This window comes from Wolbachia endosymbiont of Ceratosolen solmsi, assembly GCF_017869155.1.
Taxonomy (GTDB): Bacteria; Pseudomonadota; Alphaproteobacteria; order Rickettsiales; family Anaplasmataceae; genus Wolbachia; species Wolbachia pipientis.
Window position 1 is genome coordinate 1,080,524 of record NZ_CP054598.1, and the last position, 22,796, is coordinate 1,103,319.

General features: G+C 34.2%; 21 protein-coding genes and 1 tRNA gene. 8 read left to right on the plus strand and 14 right to left on the minus strand.

The features are described 5' to 3' along the window. The first annotated feature begins 12 nt into the window (after positions 1-12). Entirely contained in the window at positions 13-1,848 is a 1,836-nt protein-coding gene (locus tag HUB95_RS05255; RefSeq protein ID WP_141456705.1) for a peptidoglycan D,D-transpeptidase FtsI family protein, read from the plus strand. Positions 1,849-1,850: 2 nt separating this feature from the next. On the opposite strand, the gene HUB95_RS05260 is transcribed toward HUB95_RS05255, so the two are convergent. Further along, the gene (locus HUB95_RS05260; protein WP_039963709.1) at positions 1,851-2,159 is read right to left on the minus strand and encodes a hypothetical protein; all 309 of its coding nucleotides are present in this window, start codon (positions 2,157-2,159) and stop codon (positions 1,851-1,853) included. Between the two features lie 175 nt (positions 2,160-2,334). After that, the gene (gene elbB / locus HUB95_RS05265; protein ID WP_022626165.1) at positions 2,335-3,042 is read right to left on the minus strand and encodes an isoprenoid biosynthesis glyoxalase ElbB; all 708 of its coding nucleotides are present in this window, start codon (positions 3,040-3,042) and stop codon (positions 2,335-2,337) included. 136 nt (positions 3,043-3,178) lie between these two features. On the opposite strand from elbB, the gene HUB95_RS05270 reads away from it, so the two are divergent. Further along, positions 3,179-4,213 carry a hypothetical protein gene (locus HUB95_RS05270; RefSeq protein WP_209452383.1) on the plus strand — a complete coding sequence of 345 codons (1,035 nt, stop codon included), beginning with the start codon at positions 3,179-3,181 and terminating at the stop codon, positions 4,211-4,213. Positions 4,214-4,257: 44 nt separating this feature from the next. Here the strand turns inward: HUB95_RS05270 and HUB95_RS05275 are convergent, their stop codons facing one another. The 9 genes from HUB95_RS05275 to HUB95_RS05315 form a co-directional block, all read right to left on the minus strand. Then, entirely contained in the window at positions 4,258-4,809 is a 552-nt protein-coding gene (locus HUB95_RS05275; protein ID WP_209452384.1) for a 5-formyltetrahydrofolate cyclo-ligase, read from the minus strand. Further along, the gene (locus HUB95_RS05280) at positions 4,793-5,413 is read right to left on the minus strand and encodes a ferredoxin reductase domain-containing protein (RefSeq protein WP_209452385.1); all 621 of its coding nucleotides are present in this window, start codon (positions 5,411-5,413) and stop codon (positions 4,793-4,795) included. The genes HUB95_RS05275 and HUB95_RS05280 overlap by 17 nt, the downstream gene beginning before the upstream one ends. Before the next feature lie 103 nt (positions 5,414-5,516). Next, positions 5,517-6,662: a SurA N-terminal domain-containing protein gene (locus HUB95_RS05285; protein ID WP_209452386.1), complete on the minus strand. Its 1,146-nt coding sequence runs from the start codon at positions 6,660-6,662 to the stop codon at positions 5,517-5,519. A 176-nt stretch (positions 6,663-6,838) separates the two neighbouring features. Next, positions 6,839-6,929, minus strand: a tRNA-Ser gene (locus HUB95_RS05290). Between the two features lie 389 nt (positions 6,930-7,318). Continuing rightward, positions 7,319-7,834, minus strand: a complete 516-nt coding sequence (ppa, locus tag HUB95_RS05295; RefSeq protein ID WP_012673395.1) for an inorganic diphosphatase — start codon at positions 7,832-7,834, stop codon at positions 7,319-7,321. 62 nt (positions 7,835-7,896) lie between these two features. Next, on the minus strand, positions 7,897-9,120 hold the full coding sequence (locus HUB95_RS05300) for a WD1261 family protein (RefSeq protein WP_015589474.1): 1,224 nt from the start codon (positions 9,118-9,120) through the stop codon (positions 7,897-7,899). Between the two features lie 785 nt (positions 9,121-9,905). Beyond that, on the minus strand, positions 9,906-11,009 hold the full coding sequence (gene mnmA / locus HUB95_RS05305) for a tRNA 2-thiouridine(34) synthase MnmA (RefSeq protein ID WP_209452387.1): 1,104 nt from the start codon (positions 11,007-11,009) through the stop codon (positions 9,906-9,908). A 202-nt stretch (positions 11,010-11,211) separates the two neighbouring features. Then, positions 11,212-12,288 carry a rod shape-determining protein gene (locus tag HUB95_RS05310; RefSeq protein ID WP_141456703.1) on the minus strand — a complete coding sequence of 359 codons (1,077 nt, stop codon included), beginning with the start codon at positions 12,286-12,288 and terminating at the stop codon, positions 11,212-11,214. A 23-nt stretch (positions 12,289-12,311) separates the two neighbouring features. Further along, positions 12,312-13,733 (minus strand): gluzincin family metallopeptidase, encoded by a 1,422-nt coding sequence (locus HUB95_RS05315; protein WP_015589471.1) that lies wholly within the window; start codon positions 13,731-13,733, stop codon positions 12,312-12,314. Positions 13,734-14,008: 275 nt separating this feature from the next. Here HUB95_RS05315 and HUB95_RS05320 point away from each other — a divergent pair, with 275 nt between their 5' ends. From HUB95_RS05320 to HUB95_RS05335, 4 genes are all read left to right on the plus strand, one after another. Next, positions 14,009-14,488 (plus strand): OmpA family protein, encoded by a 480-nt coding sequence (locus tag HUB95_RS05320; RefSeq protein WP_010081889.1) that lies wholly within the window; start codon positions 14,009-14,011, stop codon positions 14,486-14,488. Between the two features lie 176 nt (positions 14,489-14,664). Continuing rightward, positions 14,665-15,960, plus strand: coding sequence for a tRNA lysidine(34) synthetase TilS (gene tilS, locus HUB95_RS05325; RefSeq protein WP_015589470.1), 1,296 nt, complete (start codon positions 14,665-14,667; stop codon positions 15,958-15,960). Positions 15,961-15,972: 12 nt separating this feature from the next. After that, a complete protein-coding gene (ftsH, locus tag HUB95_RS05330) occupies positions 15,973-17,811 on the plus strand; it encodes an ATP-dependent zinc metalloprotease FtsH (RefSeq protein ID WP_209452388.1) in 1,839 nt (612 codons plus the stop codon). A 154-nt stretch (positions 17,812-17,965) separates the two neighbouring features. After that, positions 17,966-18,634, plus strand: coding sequence for a hypothetical protein (locus tag HUB95_RS05335; RefSeq protein WP_007548786.1), 669 nt, complete (start codon positions 17,966-17,968; stop codon positions 18,632-18,634). Here HUB95_RS05335 and tmk read toward each other — a convergent pair. Continuing rightward, positions 18,627-19,217, minus strand: a complete 591-nt coding sequence (gene tmk / locus HUB95_RS05340) for a dTMP kinase (protein WP_015589469.1) — start codon at positions 19,215-19,217, stop codon at positions 18,627-18,629. The two genes, HUB95_RS05335 and tmk, sit on opposite strands and share 8 nt — an antisense overlap. 108 nt (positions 19,218-19,325) lie before the next feature. Here tmk and HUB95_RS05345 point away from each other — a divergent pair, with 108 nt between their 5' ends. Continuing rightward, positions 19,326-19,898, plus strand: coding sequence for a thioredoxin family protein (locus HUB95_RS05345; protein WP_015589468.1), 573 nt, complete (start codon positions 19,326-19,328; stop codon positions 19,896-19,898). A gap of 5 nt (positions 19,899-19,903) precedes the next feature. Beyond that, positions 19,904-21,622: a monovalent cation:proton antiporter-2 (CPA2) family protein gene (locus tag HUB95_RS05350; RefSeq protein ID WP_141456699.1), complete on the plus strand. Its 1,719-nt coding sequence runs from the start codon at positions 19,904-19,906 to the stop codon at positions 21,620-21,622. Between the two features lie 30 nt (positions 21,623-21,652). Here HUB95_RS05350 and HUB95_RS05355 read toward each other — a convergent pair whose 3' ends face one another. After that, positions 21,653-22,270: an SURF1 family protein gene (locus HUB95_RS05355; RefSeq protein WP_209452389.1), complete on the minus strand. Its 618-nt coding sequence runs from the start codon at positions 22,268-22,270 to the stop codon at positions 21,653-21,655. A 1-nt stretch (position 22,271) separates the two neighbouring features. Then, positions 22,272-22,748, minus strand: a complete 477-nt coding sequence (gene bfr / locus HUB95_RS05360) for a bacterioferritin (protein WP_007549093.1) — start codon at positions 22,746-22,748, stop codon at positions 22,272-22,274. Positions 22,749-22,796: the final 48 nt, after the last annotated feature.

Here is a 22,796-nt window from a genome sequence, read left to right on the forward strand (position 1 = left end):
AATCAAGTAAATATGCAAGCATTACTTAAAAATAAGCTCCGCTCACTGTGTTTCATAGTACCATTATTTATATTTTATATAATAATTATTTTTCGCATATTCTCTTTAACATTTGATCAACCTACTACTTCAGAAAATTTTAGAAAAGATAATATAGTACATAAACAACCTGATATTTTAGATAGAAATGGAGTGGTAATAGCAACAAATGTGCCCACAACATCACTATATATAGATGCAACCAAAGTAAAGAATCCGGACAGTATAGCAGCACAACTGTGTTCTACTTTGCATGACCTCGAATACAAGAACTTATATAGAGTACTTACTTCAGAAAAGAAATTTGCTTGGATAAAGCGGCACTTGACTCCAAAAGAATTACTAGCGATCAAAAACGCTGGTGTACCAGGAGTAAATTTTTACGACGACATAAAGCGTATATATCCTCACAGTAATTTATTTTCACACGTGCTTGGTTACACTGACATAGATGGCAATGGTATTGCAGGAGTTGAGGCGTATATAAGTAAAAACAAACAACATTCTGTTATCCAAGTACCTGATATACAGTTGTATGAATGTTGCAACTTGAAAGCAATTCCTGCACAGCAATTCCCCACACAACAGATCCAGTGCGTGACACTGGGATCCAGATATAAAAATACTGACAAATTACGTGATGAACAACGTATTCCAGAAACATATGTCAAAAACAATGTTTGTGATGAAATTGCGCATAAAACTGGATTCCAGTGTCAGTGCACTGGAATGACACCAGACCAAGCTTCTGCACAATCTTCTGTCATCCGACAGGGATGGTCACGCTCTGCTGATCAATATGTTCAACTATCCTTAGATACACGAGTGCAAAGCATAGTGCATGAAGAGCTAACTAAAGCTGTAAGCAGATATCAGGCACTTGGCGGAGTAGGAATTGTTTTAAATGTGAGAAATAGTGAAGTTATCTCGATGGTCAGCCTACCTGATTTTAATCCCAACTTACAGAATAAGGCAGAAGACGTACAAAAGTTTAATCGCGCCAGTCTTGGGGTATATGAGATGGGGTCGGTATTAAAATACTTTACAATAGCCGCAGCGCTTGATGCGAACGCTACAAAAACTAGCGATTTATATGACGTATCAACACCAATCACCATTGGAAAGTATAAAATTCAGGATTTTCATAAATCTAAAATTCCAAAAATTACTGTGCAAGATATATTTGTAAAATCATCCAACATTGGTGCAGCAAAAATTGCAGTCAAACTAGGTATTGAAAAACAGGTAGAATACTTTAAAGCTATGAAGCTATTTTCTCCTTTGAAAATAGAAATACCAGAAAAATCCACACCGATAATCCCGGATAAATGGAGTGAAAACACTTTAATAACAGCATCTTATGGTTATGGCATAGCTGTAACTCCTATACATCTTGCACAAACTGCAGCAGCATTAATCAACAATGGGATATTTCATAACGCAACCTTGATGTTGAATAAAAGAAGTATAGGAGAGCAAATTATCTCAAGAAGAACTTCCAGGGAAATGAGAAAATTATTACGTGCAGCAGTAACAGATGGCACTGGCAGAAAAGCAAAAATAAAGGCATATTCAATAGGAGGAAAAACTGGATCGGCGGAAAAAGTTGTAGATGGTAAATATAGCAAAGATGCAAACATAGCATCATTTATAGGAGTGCTAACTATGCTTGACCCAAGGTACATAGTGCTAATTGCTATTGATGAGCCTCAAGGGATGCACCATACCGGGGGAGTAATTGCTGCGCCTATAGTAAGAAACATTATAAATAGAGTAGCACCTATACTAAATGTTACACCTGAGATGTAAAATTATGATTGCTTTACTATAATTTCAAATTTATCATTACCAAAATCCTTATTAATATACCAAGAACCATCATCTTTAGTTACAAATTCAAGACCTTTAAGGTCTTTTTTTATTGTCTTTCCATTTTGACCATCAATAGCGATATTAATATCGAATGTAATAATGTCTAGATTTATCATAGCTTCTTTCCCGCTGCACGAATTTAGACTGAACTTGCCTAACATGACATCATTAAAACTCACTTCCCCTGTATAGACATCACACTGACCGTCCACACAACACGTAGTTTCAATATAGAAAAGATCTGACATACAAAATACCTTAAAAAAAAGAACTAAACATATATGGCCACTACACCACACCGCTAACAAGTAGTAAAGCGTCGATAAACCTAAGTTACTTTAGCTACGTAGCCATAATACAGCTAGAAATGTAAAATTCAACAGTTAATTGTGTGATTAATAGAGAAGTCTTATTTAGTACACCTTATAGGAATGGCTGTTTAGTTTTTTTGTTAATCTTTTTTACCATGCTGTCAATCATATGCTTTATCCCTTGATATACAGAGTATGTACTTTCGTCGCTACGCATATAAGCAGAACAGGAAAATACATTATGTTCTTCGTCTTCTATTGATAACTCTGTATCGCATTTTATGTGCTCGCCGCCAAGCCTTTCTATCAACTGTTCTCTGTCATCTCCTATAGTTACCTTAACCTTACTTTCTTCTTTACCTATCTTGCTACTTAAAATTGAAACAATGATGGCTGGAGATATGCATATCGCTCCTATTGGCTTTTTTGTAACAAAAAATTCTGAAACTAATCTTTCAAATTCAGGCATTACTGTCACCATGTCTTTACTTTCAGCTAAGTCAGATAAATTTTTCGCAACCCCGTATCCACCAGGTACAACTAGCATGTCAAAATTTTCAGCTTTGGCTTCTTTTAAGTCATATATTTCGCCTCTTGCGATTCTTGCTGCTTCTACAAGTACATTCCTTTTTTCTTTTGTTGCCTCTTTTGTTCTATGATTCATAACTTGTGTGATATTGATATCAGGTGCAAAGCATTTAACATCCACTTCCTGCTGATCAAGCACAAGCAAACTTAAAACCGCTTCTCTTACCTCTGCACCGTCAAGGTGACCACACCCTGATAAGACCACAGCAGCTTTTAATTTTTTTTCACCCATAAAGTACCTTGATTTCATATAATCTAGATATTTTAATACAAATTCTATATTTGGAAAGGGGTATGTTATATCAATTATAATATAATTAATGATTAGTATGTATAATTAGGCATATTTATAATCAACAAAGCTGAATATGGAATCTAGCAATAGTATGTTTTTTGACACTGACTATCCAGAACTAAGAAAAGCTATTTCAGATATAATAGAAAGTATTGCACAATCCTCACAAGAGGGGAAAAAAGAGTTATTTACAACCCTATCAGAACAAGTTAAAGGGATGAACCTCAAAGATTTAGGTTTAGCAATTAATGACCAAGGCTTGCAAAAGGAGGTAAATAAAGAATTATTTATAAAACTCATTGAAGAAGCACTTAAAGATTTAACTTCTGAAAATGTTAACTCAAAAATAATAGAAGAGGCGTTAAAATCTGTTAATCAGCAAGCAATAAGTAATGTTATAAATAATAATAAAGGTCCACTGGACAATCTAGTCAATTATTTTAAATCAGCCTCTGCAAATGAAAAAATAGGAATAGCTTCTGCTGGAATGGTATTAGGAGTAGCATTTTCTCCGCTTATTGTGCTTGCTACATTAATAGCGCTTGTAGCTATTGGAGCACGTTATGTAGGAATAGGTATAGGAAAGGCAGGGGAAAAAATAAAAGAAGGTGCGATTGATGCAGGAAAAGCAGTGAAAAGTTTATCTAAAAATTTAGGGGATAAATTGCCTGAGGTTGGGCCAAAAAAAGATAACTTTAGTAAATTATACAACAGTTTGGCTCAAGAGATTATATGCTATAATATGTCCGAAGAAGGTGAAAAAATAAAAAACGCCCAGAGTAAAGCAAAGGTCATAGGCATGCTTCAAAATGAAGGGCAGCGATCTGCTATACAAGAGTTAGTAAAGAATGGAACTATTCAAAATTTTTCAGAAGATGACATGAAAAAGCTTAGAGAAAAAGGTACTAGTACTTATGAAAGTGATAAGGAAGCACTTGAGGAACTTATAGAGAAATTTCAATCTAAAATTATGGCCATTGGTGAGGGTAAAATAGAGGAGGTAGAAAAAATTGTTGATGAGAAAGTTGCAGCAATGAAGCCATCTTCTCACTTAGGTATTTCAAGTGCTGCACGAGTTAGTGAAGGAGGAATCACAGGACCAAGTTGATGCATTTTTTTACGCAAAAATTACTATCAGAAAGTGGGGTTACGCTACTCCTTTTTATCCACTTTTTTGAGCAATCCACTTCCACATCTAACACACATCTCAGTGATTATAATATCCAATTTTTGATCATGTTTTTCTACAGGTAAATCTTTACAATATTGTTTCTCATAGGCTACACCTATAAATATTTTTCCAAGTGGCCGCAGTTTTTCTATCATTGTATCATACCAACCACCGCCAAAACCCAATCTATTAAAATGATCATCAAAAGCAATAACAGGAGTAATGATTGTGTCGGGAATTACATCTTCATTTGTTTTGTTCCATTCCTCAAATTTTAGTAACTTATTTTTATTAGGAATTGCTACTTTATAATCTAAATCGAGTAAACTATGCATCAAAGGTACAACATTTATTTCCCAGTCCATTGGAATGTAAGCTGCTATTGTTTTGCCTTTAACGTAGCTTAAGTTCTGATTAAAGAGATTAATAAGGGAATTTGCTGCATAACTGGAATAACTTTCATCAATATCTTTTCTTATAGCTCTATATTGCTCTCTTATTTCCTTTTTGTGCTGTTTAATATCTTTGAACATGATCTATCCATTTTGCAGTAAGTTTTTCTTGTAAACTATTTTGCTTCAAGCGCTCACTTAAAAAGTCAAAGTCAATAAACTCCATATCCTGGTCTTGATTACTGCAGCTATAAACAAAACTTCTTTCTCCTGTTTCCTTATTTATATGTTGCTGAACACATTGAGCACAGATTTCTTTCATCATACACTGCATAGGAGAATTAACTGACGATATTGCTATATGACTTGACTTCAGATATGGCTTTAAAATTGTTTTTCTAGCTTCATTCACAGCTTTCATCATTTTATCAGAACCAATAGTGATAATTTTATCTATAACGTTCAAATTAATACCTAATCTTCCTTGTTGATAAGAGACTATTGCATCAACTATATTACCATGAAAGGATTTATCTTGATCTCTGCTTGTTTCTATCAATCCTTTTTCACATGCCCAAACTACTGCATTTGATGCACGCTCTATCAGTGCTCGTTTAAATACATCACTTAACTTCTTATAGCCAGCGAAGTACAAAACCTTGTTATTATTTTCAAGACATGCCTTCCCTATCGAAAATAACACTGCATTTCCAACTCCACCACCAATTAGCATTATATTCTTCATGTGCTATTTTAACTACATTTGTTCAAATTTTTTGAAATTTTATAGAACAAAGTAATTTATATAGTTCTATACACAAAGACAGAGACAAGGACACTCTCTGACTTCAACTATACCGATAACTGATAGCTGCATTTTTACGCATATCATCTAATAACAAGTTGCTTTGTATCATAATCTTTTGTTGGTACATTTTCTGTTTGATTGCTTCTATACCCGCTACATTACTCTTGATATCAGACAACATCATCAACTTTGCAGTGCCATTTTCTCTCAATTCTACTATTTCATTCACACTTGTTTTACTAAATAAAATCTGTAAATCAGGATTTAAATCTCGCATTTTTATTTCAAATTCTTTTGCGTTTGGCAGCTTAAAATTATCTGCTAATTTATCAAAATTTAAACAATTAACTTTTTGCTCCTTGAGATTATCTAATAAACTTTCTGAACCTTCAACCACAATCTGTTTTAATTTTAAAGTGCTTTCCAGCAGTGCATGATTAAGTTGTACTTTATCTATTACTTTTATAACAGAGTAACCTTCACTAAAACTGAATGGACCTGCTATGTCGCTGGTTTCTAATCCTTCTAAAACGTTCTTGAGTTTTCCTTTTAGCTGACTTAAATTAACTGTTGCTTTACGCATCTTTATTGGAGATTCTGGGTTATTACTGTTGCGTAATTTTTTTACTAAATCTTCAGCTATACCATAAACGTCCTTGTCTTTTTGATCAGGAATTATAAACTCTTGGAACGTGATAAGATAATCCGGCTTTTCTGTTTGCCTTTTTACATCATTTACTTCTTTATCGCTTATATTAATAAATGGCACAATTCTTACTTCAATAATTTTGCTCCACAGTAACTGACATTTTATTTGTTTTCTTAAAATACCAAGATCTATATTATGCTTCTCTATGTATTGATCAACTTCATTAGCCTTAAGTTTAAAACTTTGGGTTAAAAATAACATGATAGCATTATCTAACTCCTCGTTGCTCAATTTTATATTCAGCCTCTGCGCTTCATTGATAATGATAATTTCGTCTATTAGCTCCCTAAGAATTTGAGGCTTTGCTCCTTTTTGATCAACACTTTGAGTGCCAAACAATGAATTTATAAAGTTGATGCGTTTTTCGATATCTAAATTTGAAATTGGCTCACCATTTACATCTGCAACAATTTCAATCTCGATTGCAAGCAACCTAAGTGGCAACACTATTAACAGTAAAATTAGTATTTTATGCATATAAGTAAGGTTAATAACCAATTCTATAATAAATACTGAGTCAATGCTAGCCAACTTTTTAATAGTGATCTCAGTGACAATGGAAATAAAAACCATTGCAACAAAATCAGGTACGCTGGTAAATAGGCTAAAAACATGCTAATATAGCGAATTTAGACCGTGCTCAAAACAGTATACGGAAGGAGAGGGATTCGAACCCTCGATACGACTTTTGGGTCGTATAACGGTTTAGCAAACCGCCGCCTTCAGCCGCTCAGCCACCCTTCCAAATTTAGAACCTAAAGATTATATAATACCAAGACCTCTACCACCTGTCTAATGCTTTTAATTGCAATATTTGTATCTGTTCAGATGCATGGCTAATGCTGAAACAAAAATTCCAGTGCTCCCTTTCTTGTCATCCCAGTGCGTGACACTGGGATCCAGGATTTTGATTAGCACTAAGTTGGTGAGCATATAAGTGTTATGTTAAAATATAACGTTTTTACGGAAAGTCTGGATCCCAGTGTCACGCACTGGGATGACATCGTTTACTATGTGCCATATTGCAATGTTCGTACGGTTGTGCGCGGTATAGATTCCGCTAACGAGTAGCGGAATGACGAATTTGTTATTTTTCAAATCGTAGAGCCACTTTAGCTATAAATCAACAAAAACTAATTTCCGCTTTTAATAGAGCTTGCAACAATTTGTTTTGCTTCTTCTACACCAACCCATTCTCCAACTGCTACCGTTTTTCCCTTTTCTAGATCTTTATAATGAGAAAAGAAATGAGTAATTTTATCTAGTAGGCTTTTAGATAAGTCAGAATAGTCCTTTATATTGTCATAATAGCTATCAACACTGGAAACAGGCACAGCTAATATTTTCTCATCTTCTCCTTTTTCATCTTTAGTGAGTAATGCGCCTATTGGACGCACCGATATTAAAACACTAGATGCTAAGGGAAATTGAGTTAGCACCAAAACATCCACAGGATCACCATCACCTGCGCAGGTATTTGGTATAAACCCATAATTGCAAGGATAAGTCATTGAGGTAGACAAAAATCTGTCAACTTGTAACAACCCAAACTCTTTATTAAATTCATACTTTACAGGCTCAGCATTCGCACTTATTTCAATTACCACATTCACCGCATTTGGTCCCGCTGTTATTTTACTTAAATCCATAAATTACCTCTTAACTTAAGATTATACAATATGTACTTTTAAGTTGCTACATTTATGTAGTTCTAAGCTTGTTTTGCATGGAGCGGTCCTAAATTTTCATTCATCATCTTATTGACTGTTGAAAGTGGTGGTTCCTGTGGTGGTTTCAATAATTGAAATAAGGCATATACTATTACAATAGTAAGCACCGCACCAATTATCAGGTTAGTAAGGTTGTCTTGTGGCAAAACATTTTTTATTGAGTTGAGCAATTTTTGCTCCATAAGGAAATAATCAGCAACAGATAACCCAACAGACAATATAAACATACCTAAAATAAGTTTACAGACTGTGTTTTTATAGTCTTTTTCTTTTTTCTTGCTGGTGATAAGATTTGGCCTATATTCATTCTCTTCTGGCAACACTGAGTAGTATATATTCTCAGGGCTCATTACTAATTGTTCAAATTCATCACTATTTTGGTTTTTTAACAGTTGCTCTAGGGTGTTTTTTGTATTTATAGGACATGTTAATCCATCCATTTTCAATGCTTTCTCTTGCCGATCCACATTCTCATGGTCGATTGTATATTTATCTCTACTTGATAATCCGATCATGTGTAGTTTGCTAGCTAAGTGCACTATATAGTTCTCTATTAACTGATTCTCACATATCTCTAGTACTTCTCTTCTTACTGTTTTGTTAGATGGTGAAAGTTCTTTATAGTAACTACCTATGGAAAACAACAATGCAATATCTTTATCTACTTTTATATTATGAATAGAGTAGTAACAGCCAATAACGCACTTATTTAATGCAAATTCTCTGTCATATTTGTTTAATGTATTTCCTTCACTTAGTAACTTTCTAAGACCAATGAGTACTTTATTTTCAAAATCTTCTTCTGTTTTAAATATTGGTTCTCTCTTTGGATTTGCTAAGATGTTAAGTAAATCTAATTTTCTTCCATCTACTACTTCATTTATATATTCATTTAACTCAGATCCTTTAATAACTTCATATATTTTATCTATGACATCTTTAGTATTCAGGTTATTGTTTTCACTTAGAATTTGATAAGCTTGAGCATAAATTAAAAACAGCCCTTGTAGACTAAATTTTAAGTTAAAATATTTATCTAATGGTTCCTCTTTTTTTCTAATGAATTCAGACAAACCAAAATGATTTCTGTGATCCATAAAACGACCTAAGTCAGCATGTTGAAAGCTACCTAAAAAAATAAATAACGTCTCTAATAAATTACCCTTACCAACAATTTTTATTAGTTCTTCAATTTCTTTTATCATTGCTGAAACCTATAATGTTCTACTTTATAGTATAAGGGATACATGGCAAAATAGCAATAAATGTTATTAGACTTCTTGCATAACCTAAACTAAGTAGAAAAAGGTATAGCTATACCGCCGCGGCACTAACAAGAGATCCCGCTAACACGCAGCGGGATGACGAGACTTATCTTTATGCCGCCGCGAACCGTCATACCGCGATTCATTCGCGGTATCTCTTAGCCGCTAACAAGCAGCGGGATGACGGTTGTCGTTTAGCCATAAACATTAAGAAATTTACCAAATAAAAAAAGGCAAAAGAAGCCCCGTGGTTGGCTAATTACTTACATTATACTTTCAAGTATGGCGTTTTTTTATTCTAAACACTTAATAACCGCGATTCAGCTACTTTTAAACCGCAACTAATCTAAATTATAAACGTTAAGAAATTTACTAAACAGAAAAAAAGGCAAAAGAAACCCTAGGGTAGCTAGTTATTCACTATCCATTTTTTAAGTTGGCGTTTTTTTATGTTTTAAACGCTTTATAAGCGCGTTTCAGCTTATGTAGGTAGAAGTTTGATAAAGACATAAGGTGCACATAGTGCAAAAAATTAAACATGAGAAGCCAGATACGTGAGTTTTTTTGTCATTTAATCTGTACAGAGAAGATAAATAAATAGCTTCAGTTTCATGATAAGGGGGCTGGCGGAGTTTGTCAAGTAAGTTTTTTTGTTTCTATTCCCAATGTTATATGGTTATGCAAGAAGTCTATTGTATGTTTACACTCTGCATTAAAGCTTTTAGTTAAGAACATATCCATCCACCGCCGATAACTTGCTCATCTTTATACGCTACACAGGCTTGACCTGGACTGATGCCAAAGTAATCGTCGTTTAAAATGACACAGGCTTTATTTTTTTCGTCAGTTGAATGTATTGTTGCTAAACTTCCCGCATGTGATGATCTCAGCTTCACAGTTACTTCCATACCTTCCTTTGGTTGTTCTAACCAATTTAACTCCTTGATCAATATTTTTTTTTGCATTAATACGTTGATCGGACCTACTATAACCTCATTATTTTCTGTATTAATTTTTATCACATAAAGAGGTTCATTGTGTGCGATACCCAAGCCCTTTCTTTGCCCCACTGTAAAATTTACTATGCCACTGTGCTCGCCTAGCACTTTTCCATTAACATCCACTATTTTACCTTTCTGTACAGATTGTGGAGCTAATTTAGCTATTGTTTTACTATAGCTTTCGGAAACAAAGCATATATCTTGACTGTCCGGCTTTTCAGAAATTTGTAAGCAAAAATACTTTGCTAATTTTCTTATATCACTTTTATAGAACCCACCTAGTGGAAATCGCAAAAGCTTCAATTGCTCTTGAGTTGTAGCAAACAAAAAATAACTTTGATCTTTACTTTTATCAATGCTTCTACACAACTTTACCTCACCATTTTTTTCTAACCTTCTCACGTAATGTCCTGTTACGAGCACATCCGCACCAAGATTTTTTGTAACTTGCAATAGATCACGAAATTTTACCGTTTGGTTACATCTCACGCATGGTATGGGAGTTTCCCCACGCATATAGGTACTCGCAAAATCCTCTATTACTTCCTTTTTGAATATTTCCTCATAGTTTAAAATATAGTGAGGAAAGCCAACACTTTCAGCCACACGCTTAGCGTCATAAATATCTTGTCCAGCGCAGCATGCGCCCTTTCTTGCACCATCGGTGCCATAGAGTTGAAGAGTTACACCTATCACCTGGTACCCAAAGTTATATAGCAGTGCTGCAGCAACGGAGCTATCAACTCCCCCGGACATTGCAACAACAGCCTTGGTCTGGTGCGGAGCTTTATCTTTTAGCAGAGGTTCAATTTCAAATTCTTTTAGCATAATCGCCTTAATTTATAAACACAAACTTGGTGTCATGCAAGTAGCTGACACTGGAATCTAGTTTCTATTACACAATTTCATCGAAACAGCATACTTGTTTATAGTAAATTTTTCTGGATCCAAGTGTTGGCTACTTGGATGACATCTTTATGCTTGAGGTAAAATTTGCTATAAAATTCGATGAACTACCTTTAAAAATAATTTAATCCTGCTTAAATAAAACATGGCCAAAATAATCCATGTTTTCAAGCACTTTTCCGCTACCCAGAGCAACACAACAAAGTGGGTCATCTGCAACACGAACTGGTAGTTTTGTTGTTTCACTGATAACTTTGCCCAAGTTACGCAATAATCCGCCGCCACCGGATAAAATTATTCCTTTATCGACTATATCAGAAGAAAGTTCAGGTGGAGTGCTCTCCAGTGCAGTCCTAATAGCAGAAATTATCTGATGTACAGGCTCTATTAAACTCTCTGCAACTTGGTATTCTGATAAAAGCATTTCTTTTGGCATGCCACTCACTAAATCCCTGCCTTTAATTATCATTCCCTCTTTGTTATTTTCACCTGGCAAATTGGCTGAACCTATGCTTTTCTTAATTTTCTCAGCGGTTGTTTCACCGATTAATAATTTATGATTTTCACGAATATATGATTTTATTGCTTCATCCATAATATCGCCACCTACTCTGGCAGAACGTGAATAAACAATTCCACCTAAAGAAATAATTGCAACTTCAGTTGTACCGCCTCCTATATCAACGATCATAGAACCCTCAGGTTCAGTAACCGGGAGCCCAGCTCCGATTGCTGCAGCCATTGGTTCTTCAATTAAAAATACTTCATTTGCACCAGCACTTTCTGCTGCATCTTGTATAGCACGCCTTTCAACTGGCGTGGATCCAGATGGAACGCATATGATAATATTAGGTTTATTAACAGTGAATTTTGTGTTTGCACTGCGTATGAAATATTTTAGCATTTCTTCCGCACTTTTAAAATCAGCAATGACTCCATCTTTTAAGGGCCTTATCGCCTCTATTTCTCCAGGCGTTTTTCCAAGCATCATTTTAGCTTTTTTACCAAAAGCATAAGGAACGTAGCTTCCTTTTTCTTTTATTCTTGCTACAACTGAAGGCTCATCAAGCACTATTCCCTGATTTTTCTGATAAACTAAAGTGTTTGCAGTGCCAAGATCTATAGCAATATCGCTAGCAAATAAACCTTTGAAAGTGAAAAGACTACAAAACTTTTCGGTTAATTTTCGAACAAAATTCATACGCAACTCAAGAAAATCATTTATTAAGACAAATTATACTTTCCAGATAAGTAGCTAATGCAGCACTCAACGTCTAAACCCTTACCTGTTACTTTTTTTAGCAGTTCCAGGCCACACTTTGCACTGTATATATTTTGAGATAACCAACTGATAAGTAAACTAAAATCTCCTTTTATTATAGCACTTAATGATTCGTAATGATTCTTTTTAACGCAAGAGAAAATCTGCACAGCAGCAATTAAAGCAATAATTTTTATAGGAAAGTAGCCCATAACACCGCTTGCCCAATATTCATCTTGAAAATAAGTGTTTAGCTCATTTTCAGCTTTTACTGGAATTTTATAGTGCTTCATACCTTCCAGCCACGCATCATGCAGGTCTTTGACTTCCAATGTACCATTTATTATATCTTGTTCTAACCTAGTTCTCAACATAATATGAGCTAACAGACTAAATTCATCTGCATTTTTTAAAAAAGAAGAAAGGTTTATTTCATTGAAAATCAAGTACAAATTTTCAACACTGCTAACTTTCTCGTTAGTTTTGCCTTTTATAGCAAATTTCTCTTTTATGTGTGGTTGAATGAACTCAATAAATTCTCTGGATGTTCCAATCATCCTTTCCATGAATAACCCTTGAGTTTCATACATAACATGTCTCGTAATTGGGCTACTTATAGAATTTTGCGCTAAACATTTTTGATAAATTGCATAACCACTATGCCGTAAAAGAGAAAATAAACCATAACAAAAGTCAGATTCATCATAATCTATAGGGTAGTAATAAGAAGTACGAACCTCATGCAGTGCGACACCCATTTGCTGTAAACATGACGAGCCAAGTTCAATCTGCTTCTGAGTAGCAACTTTTTGTATATTAGTAACCTTATCCTTTTTCTGCTTTTCAATTATTTTATCTACATTTCCACTAAAGAATTTGCCTACCTTGGGGAATACTTCCCTTATATTCTTTTCTGTGATATCAGAGTCATAGTCAGCAAGCAGTGAGTCGTATTTTGAGCATTTTAATTGCTGCGATTTTATAGAAGCTACTTCGCGAATGAGTGTGATTAAATCAGTAAAACGTTCTTTTAGTTTTTCCAAGTTGCTGGCTTCAGAATTGTTTAGCCTCCATAAACTTTGGCATTCAACTTTAGCTTTGGACAAAGATTTTACTAAATCAATAGGAACAGCACTGTTGCTCTTATGTATTCTCTCTATTAACTTTAGCTGCCAAGCATCTGCACTCTTTTTGTTGTCAAGAGCATCTGCTAATGATTCCTTTATTACGTCATGAGAGATAATTTCATGTCTGATTTCTTCTAGAAGACTCATTTGTTCAACTTTGTCCTCTGCATTCAATTGGCTTTGGTTTAGTACTTTTAGCGTATTTTCGATATTCTTTACCCTATATAATACTTCCTCTAAAAACTTATAAGATTTCATATTTGTTCATTATTTTAGAAAACATCTGTTTAACATCGTGATAGATTAATAATAAAGTTAAAAGTATATTTGCTTAAAGTACAATAAAAAATTGTACTTTTTATTCTTTTATTGGATTTTTCTACTCAGAGTCCAGCATATTATAGGAAAATTAATTGTAAGGTTGTAGAAAAAGTATTTAGTATTTTATTTCTCTTGACTATATTACAATATGGAGAGATATTAGCTACTGAAATTAAAGTTACGCACTATTTAAAATTTATGGAGGTTTAGTAATGTGGAGTAGACTGGTTATAATGTGCTGTTTTTGTTTATTACTTACTGGTGTAAGTTCTTGCCCAAAAAAAGGAGCAAATACAACAAATAAAATAAATTCTGTTGTTAAGCAGATAGGTGATAAAAGAGTTTTCTTTGGTTATGATGAATCTAGTATTGCTGAAGTAAGTGCAGATGCATTACTTGACGTAATGGAGGTGTTACAAGATAACCCTGACGCGAAGGTTACTTTAACTGGTCACACTGACAACCGTGGTTCTCATGAATATAATCTTGCGCTAGGCGCTAGAAGGGCAGATGCAGCTAAAAAATTTATGGTTAGTTGTACACCCTACATAGAAAACAGAATAAAAACTGCTTCTAAAGGTGAAACTGAGCCTTTGGTTAATGTAAAAGATGATTCTAGAAATTCTAAATATGAAAAAGAGCATGCTAAAAATCGTAGAGTGGAATTTTCATTTTCTGGAATAAAGAAATAGTTTCTTGCATTAAAACCTGGATCCCAGTGTCAAGCACTGGGATGACATAAAGAAAGGGCACTGGGGTAGACAAAAAGGACAAACTTGTCATATTTCGTTGCTTGTTAGCGGGATCTATATATACCACAAATAAGTCGCTGTATGATGTAGAGACTATCTGGCCATCAAGAGGCATAATGGAATTAGAGTTATTATTTCAAAATGTGGTTAATAGTTTTGCTTTCTATAATAATCAAGTTGCAGTTGCAGTATCAGGTGGTGTAGATAGTATAATCTTACTGCACTTAATGAATAACTGGGCAAAAAAAAACAAGCTTCCACTTCCTATAGCATTAACAGTAAATCATGGGTTACGTTCAGAGTCTCAAAAAGAAGCTGATTTTGTTGTAAGTTATGCAAAGGAACTTGGAGCAAAGGAATCGTTCATATTAAATTGGGAGAAGCAAAATATTAAAGGCAATATTCAGTTACAGGCACGAAAAGCACGGTATAAGTTACTAGCAGAGTGGTGTAAAAATAATAATGTTAAATATTTACTTGTTGCTCATCACAAAGATGATCAAGCAGAAACGTTCTTGTTAAGATTAGAGCGAGGTAGTGGCGTAGATGGATTATCATCAATGGACTACAAGTCTTTCCTAAATGGTATTTATATATTTAGGCCATTGTTAAATTTTAGTCGTAGTGAAATAGAAAAGTACGCTAAGCTTCATCGGTTAAAATGGATCGAAGATAGAAGCAACTATGACTTAAAATACAGGCGAACTTTATACCGTAACTTACTTAAAGCAAGTGATAATCAAGAGATTTTAACAGAGCGAATATGCCTCACAGCCCTTCATATGAAAAGAGCTGCAAAAGCGTTGATGCACTACACACGCCTTGCATTTAATGACTGCGTTAATGTGCATGATCTTGGTTATATTGAAATTAAACTAAGTGAGTTTTATCAATTGCCAGAGGAAATAGCCTTGAGGCTTCTTCTTTACTCCATAATGGCAATTGCCAGTAAACATTATAAACCAAGGTACAACAGCCTTATCGTAATATTTAATAAAATATTGCAAAAGGATAGTAATGTTAATTGTACACTTTCTGGGTGTAAAATAAGAAAACATGGAGAAAATATCTTGATAATTAGAGAATCGTCAAAGATACAAGAAATTACCTTAAACCTACCTTTAAATGAACCTACTCAATGGGATAACAGATTTAGCTGCACAATACTCGGAAATCAAGAGTGTTCAGTTATCATCGCTCCATTAAAAAAAACACAAAAAGTTCCTGAATTTCTGAAGGATTACAACTGCTGCCCTGAAGTTTTCTATTCTTTGCCTGTAGTGCTAAAAGATGGAAAGGTGCTTGCTTATCCTGATGTAAATTATAACGGAAAAAATACCAATGACGATAAGGTTCAATGCATTATTAATAGCACGATAAAACAAAATTTGGTAAGCTTGATTAGTATTTAGTTAGAAATAGAAATGAAAAAATTTTTAGAAGGCTTATTGATCTGGTTAGTAATTATTGTTCTTATTTCAGTTGCTTATATTCAGTTCAGCGGAAATGTAGGTAAAAGTAAAACAATTATACCTTTTTCGGAATTTTTAACTAGACTAGAAGACAATGATGTAGAAAATATTGTCATAAAAAACCAGAGCATTGAAGGCAAGTTCAGGGACGGTTCAAGTTTCAATTCAAGCGGTGTCATATATAGCGACCTAATAAAAAATTTACATGATAGAAAAGTGAGATTCTCCTTTTCAACTGGAGATTCTGCCATGAACGTAATTGGTGGATTACTTATCTCATGGGTCCCAACATTTATCTTTATTGGCTTCTTGCTATTCTTTCTTAAACAAACACAAGCGGGGGGCAACAGAACTATAAGCTTTGGCAAGTCAAGGGCTAGACTCATGACTAGTGGAAAAAAAGTAACATTTGATGATGTTGCCGGAATTGATGAAGCAAAAGAAGAGCTAGTAGAGATCGTTGATTTTCTTAAACAAAGGCAAAAATTTCAAATATTAGGTGGAAAAATACCAAAAGGGTGCCTTTTGATTGGCTCTCCTGGAACTGGTAAAACTTTACTTGCTCGTGCAATTGCAGGAGAAGCTAATGTGCCATTCTTTAGTATTTCTGGATCTGATTTTGTTGAAATGTTTGTGGGTGTTGGTGCAAGTCGTGTTCGTGATATGTTTGATCAAGGCAAGAAAAATGCTCCTTGTATAATTTTTATAGATGAAATAGATGCGGTGGGTAGACATCGTGGCATTGGTCTTGGTGGCGGCAATGATGAAAGAGAACAAACATTAAATCAGTTATTAGTTGAGATGGATGGCTTTGAGTCTAATGAAGGTGTAATAATAATTGCTGCGACTAACCGTCCGGATGTCTTAGATCCAGCACTGCTTAGACCTGGTCGTTTTGACCGACAGATTACTATTTCTTTACCCGATATAAATGGGCGTGAAAAGATATTAAATACTCATATAAAGAAAATATCAATAGCACCAGATGTAAACGTGAAAACAGTTGCAAGAGGAACACCAGGTTTTTCAGGGGCTGATCTAGCAAATTTGGTGAATGAATCTGCACTTATCGCTGTAAGAAGAAACAAGAAGATTGTTACCATGGATGATTTCGAATATGCACGTGATAAAGTGATGATGGGCGTAGAAAGGCGATCTCTCATTATGACAGAAGAGGAAAAGAGACTGACTGCATACCATGAAGCTGGTCATGCGATGATTGCTGTTAATATGCCTGCTTCTGATCCTATACACAAGGCAACAATTATTCCACGCGGTAGGGCACTCGGTTTAGTTATGAGACTACCAGAAACAGATAGAGTGTCCCTCACAAGAGAAAAGATGCTAGCAGATATAACTGTTGCAATGGGTGGAAGAGTGGCAGAAGAGCTAATTTTTGGCTACGATAAAGTCACAAGCGGTGCATCTTCGGATATAAAACAAGCATCTGATTTATCACGCGCTATGGTAACAAAATGGGGAATGAGTGACAAAATAGGCCCGATCTATCACAATCGCGAACAAACCATACATGGTTCTGAGATAATTTCTGAAGATACGTTAAAACTTATAGATGAAGAAGTGAAGAAAGTTGTATCTTCTTGCTATGAAAAAGCAAAAGACATTTTGACCAAGCATAAGAAAGGCTTAGATCTCATTGCCGAAAATCTACTGGAGTTTGAAACTTTAACAGGAGATGAAATAAAGGACATATTAAATGGAAAAAAAATTGTTAGAGAGGAAAATGAGAAGAATGAGAAAATAAAAAAATCCTCTCTCTATGAGAGTTGACCTCATCTTAAAAATGCTAATCAGCTAACGCTGCAATAAAACATTCAGAATTGTAACTGTCAATATAAATTGTATTAAAATATTCATAATATTGCATTTTCATCACAATAATGCTATCATTCAGTTAGTATTAATGTTTAATGAGGTGTGAGTAATGATTGATATAGCTTCTATTGGTGTAAGTACAGTTATTGATCAGAATTATAGAAGAAAAGCACAATTATGTTTATCAGGATTATTTGTAACTGTGTCAATAGCAACTGTTACCTGGTTTATTTTCCCTGCGTCACAAAATGTATTAGCTCCGTTTTTACTTCCGGCTATGTTCTTGCTCTTCACTTTATCGATGGGTTATTACATGTTCATATTTAGTTGTGAAGAAAAATCTTTGGTAAAGAATGTTCTTGGTATGGTTGAACCGGCTGAATCGGTAAAGAGAGTGCATTGCCAAGAAAATATTAAGTCCTTATTAGCAGAAGTGAGAAGTACTACGAAAGATAGGTTTCGTAACGTGCTTGTTAATCTTTGTTTTGAAGATCGTAGTAAAGCACACAAACTTGCATTATATGTGAAAGAAATTGACAATATTGTGTCTTCAATAAAAAATAAAGACCTCTTAGACCATTTTGATCAATTTTTTACTATTACTGAAGTAAGCAATAAAAAAAATAGAAGTGAATTAATGAACCTCGCAAGGGCATATAAGATGATAAGTGAAGAAGATCCAGACAAAATACAGGATTTTTTAGCTACTCAAACAAAAAGTTATTCATATGAAATAATGTTACCTGAAATTGATAATTTTCTATCACAAGCTAGGTGATTTTATCAATAATTTCATTGTGTACGTGATTATCATTTTTTGTTTCAATTCCAGTGATAACACTGCACCTAACGGGCTCTTTTATGGCTATTTCCTGAAATCCTTTTCTGACCTTATTGTAAAAATTAACATCCATTTCTTCATATTTATTCTTGTCTTTTGCTCTATTTAACCCAACTTTAACATCAATATCTAGAATAAATGTAATATCTGGACATTTAATTTCTACTAACTTATGTAAGTCCCTTATTAGCCCTAAATCAACACTAAGCCCATATCCTTGGTATGCAATAGTTGAATCAATAAACCGATCACAAATCACTATTTTTCCTTCTGCAAGAGCTGGTAATATTAATTTTTTCATATGTTCGCGCCTCATCGAAATAAGTAGCAAGAGTTCAGAAATAGGATCAATATTATTCGTTAACAACACTCCTCTTATCTTTTCTGCAAAGTTAGTGCCACCTGGTTCTCGAGTCAATACCACATTATTTTCGCCGTGAATTTGCTTAAAATGATTTGCAAGTAGCTTAGATTGTGTTGTTTTACCAGAGCCGTCTATTCCTTCAAAAGTTATGAACATAAGTTTTATAATTATAATACTAAAAAAGAATATGCAAACAGTATACATAGAAACCGTTTGACATTTAAATAATAAGACCGTAAATTACATGTGGTATAATAATAGTCTATGGTTGCTCTGAATACTCCTAAAGTCGATTTTAGTTTTACTGCAAAAGATTTTAATCTTTTGGGAGTAGACAATAAATACTATACATTAAGTGACTGTTGTGGAAAAAATGGTCTTATTGTAATGTTTATATGCAATCACTGTCCTTACGTTCAGTCAATTATTAGTAATCTGGTAAGCGATGTTGATCAATTGAAAAAAGATTATCAGGTAAACACCATTGCAATAATGCCAAATGATGTAAATGAATATCCAGAAGATTCCTTTGAAAATATGATTAATTTTGCCAAGGAAAATAAGTTTACATTTCCATATTTAATTGATAGTACACAGAAAATAGCTAAAGAATACGGGGCTGTTTGCACTCCTGACTTTTTCGGCTTTAATTCCAATTTAAACCTTTGCTATCGTGGACGTTTTAACAACGCAAAAAAAGAAAAGGTTCAAAGCTATGAAGTAGGAAGTAGTGACTTATTTCAAGCTATGAAATTTATTGCAGAAACTGGTAATTCTCCAATTGACCAAAAATCAAGTATTGGCTGCTCAATTAAATGGTCTAATTCTACAGGTTAAATATCATGCACAGTGGCTCTCAGCATTTGTTTGATATTATAATTTTGCTTTCTGCTGCTGTGTTTATAGTCATAGCATTTTGGAAAATGAATATTAGTCCAGTGCTTGGTTACTTCGTTGCAGGTGCAGTTATTGGTTCTCACGGATTTAATCTGATACACTCAGCTGAAGCAATGGATAATCTTGCAGAATTTGGTGTAGTTTTTCTATTATTCATTATAGGCCTTGAATTGACATTTGAACGCCTGATCGCTATGCGTATTCATGTATTTGGGTTCGGTTCTCTTCAAGTTATAGTTACCATGGTAGCAATATGGTGCATCGCTCTTGCTTTCGGAGTGAATACGAATATAGCAACAGTTATTGGTGGTGGGCTTGCGCTATCCTCAACAGCAATAGTGTTGCAGGTTCTGCAAGAAAAAGGTTCTCAAGCAAGTCAGGTTGGTAGATTGTCGATAGCAGTGCTATTAATGCAAGATTTTGCAGTGGTACCATTAATAGTATTGGTACCTTTACTTACTGGCAATTCTGAGCACAGCCTGATAAGCTCATTGGCAGGTTCATTGGTGCAAGCAGCTATTGCATTAGTGCTGATATTTATAACTGGTAGATTATTGCTTAGACCTTTATTTTCGGTTATTGCTAAAATGGAAAGTAATGAGATCTTTATATCAACAACGCTTTTAATAGTATTAGGAGCAGCATTTATTACTGAGCAATTCCATTTATCGTTAGCATTAGGTGCATTTGTTGCTGGATTGTTAGTTGCAGAAACAGAATATAGACACTCAGTAGAACACGCAGTATTGCCATTTAAAGATTTGTTTCTTGGCTTATTTTTCATGACTGTTGGTATGTCCATCAATACCGAACTTTTACTCAATAAGTTACCACTAATTACTTTATTATCGATTATCCTTATCGTTTTAAAAACATCTATTATATATATATTGTGTAGATTTTTTGGGTTTAAGAGTGCACCTGCTATACAAGCTGGGTTACTGCTTTCACAAGGCGGTGAATTTGCGTTTATTTTATTTCGCTTAGCAGATGAGCTAAATGTGCTACCAAGTGAAATCGCTCAAGTACTTATGATGGTAACTACAGTAACCATGGCTTTCACTCCTCTTTTATCAGGGCTTGGAGATTGGATAGCAAACTCATTTAGCACTGAGAAAACAATATTAGATGATGAAGCTGTTGAAACAGATACACAAGATCTTTATAACCATGTGATAGTTGCTGGATTTGGTAGAGTGGGATATATGGTAACAAAAATGCTTACGGCAGAGCATTTAAGTTACGTTGTTGTAGATATTCAATCGAAAATAGTCAAAGAAGGAAAAAGTGATAGTTTTCCTATATATCTTGGAGATGTTACAAGATGTGAAATTTTAAAATCGGTAGGAATAGAAAGAGCTCAAGCTCTCGTTATTTCAATAAAGAATGAAGTTACTATAAAAAAAGTTGTTTCTTTAGTTGCAGCAAATTTTCCGCATGTAAATATTGTAATACGCTTACCAGATCTGAGTAATGTGGAGGTTTATAGAGATCTAGGAGCTAGTAAAATTATTCCTGAAACATCTGAGATAGGATTGCAGCTAGGTGGAGCTGCACTGAGCCTTAGTGGTATTAGCGAAAGTGGAGTTATGTCTTTAAAAAGTAGATTCAGAAAAGGCAATTACAGTATGTTAAAAGACCTTGGTAGTGATAAAGATGAATAACTACTTCTCTAATTTTATGTACAGAAAGCTTCAAGCTTTATTGAGGTTTTGCCTATAGTAAATTACGCACATAATCAACCAAATTAAGGAAAGTGCAAACCAAGTGATTGCATATTCCAAATGCTTCATTGGCTGTATAGCTACTTTGCTGCCAAAATTGTTCGGCCACAATATACACTTCTCTAGCTTAATACCTAACTCATTGGAAATTTCTTCTGTACTCAGGGTAAACCATATATTCGAAGTAGTATCGTTCTTGATAAACCAATTTTTGCTTTTACTGCTATTGCAATATAAAACTCCACCTGCAGCTACTTTTTCAATTTTTGCTCTTTCCTCTTTTTTTTCTTTAACTATTCCTTTGTTCACTAGCATATAATTTCCAGTAGTAAGTAGCATAGGAGATAACACATGATATCCATATTGCCCTGCAAAAACATATAGTTCTATGTCACTTAGAATCCCATCGATCTTGACATGCCTATAGTTAAATTTTTCAAGGTCGTTATTGGGCAATAGATGAACAACTGGAAGACTCATATTTTTGATAATATTATTCTTCCAGTTCAATCTGAATACTTGCCATAATCCTAATAAAAAAAGGAGCAAGCAAGGTACAATTAAAATAAATACTATTTTTTTTAACACTCTATATTTGTGTTCTTAAATAGTTTTCAACACCCATTAGTTCAATAAGGTCAATCTGTTTCTCAATCCAATGGAAGTGCTCTTCTTCATTTTTTAACATCTCTTCTAATAACATTACACTAACAAAATCTTTTTCTTTCTCAGCGATAGAAATCGTTTCTTTGATATCCTTAATACCTTTTCCCTCTAATTTCAAATTAGCTTCTAAGATTTTCCGTATTGTGTCTTTTGTAAACTTTCCATCATGCTTTGATATTTCGTTTGTATCCTGAAAATTTGGAACTCCTTTAAATAACAAAATTCTTTCTGCCAACTTGTTTGCATGTTCAAGTTCTTCGTTAAGCTCATTTTTTACCTTTTCTGCAAGTCTATTAATTCCATTATTTTTGAGAATCGCAAAATGCAAAAGATACTGGCGTACAGAAGTCAGCTCATTGGTCAATAATTTATTCAAATGTTTTACTATCTCTTCATTCATAATCTTCCCTTAGTTCAATTCATCAGCATAATTTATATGATAACGATA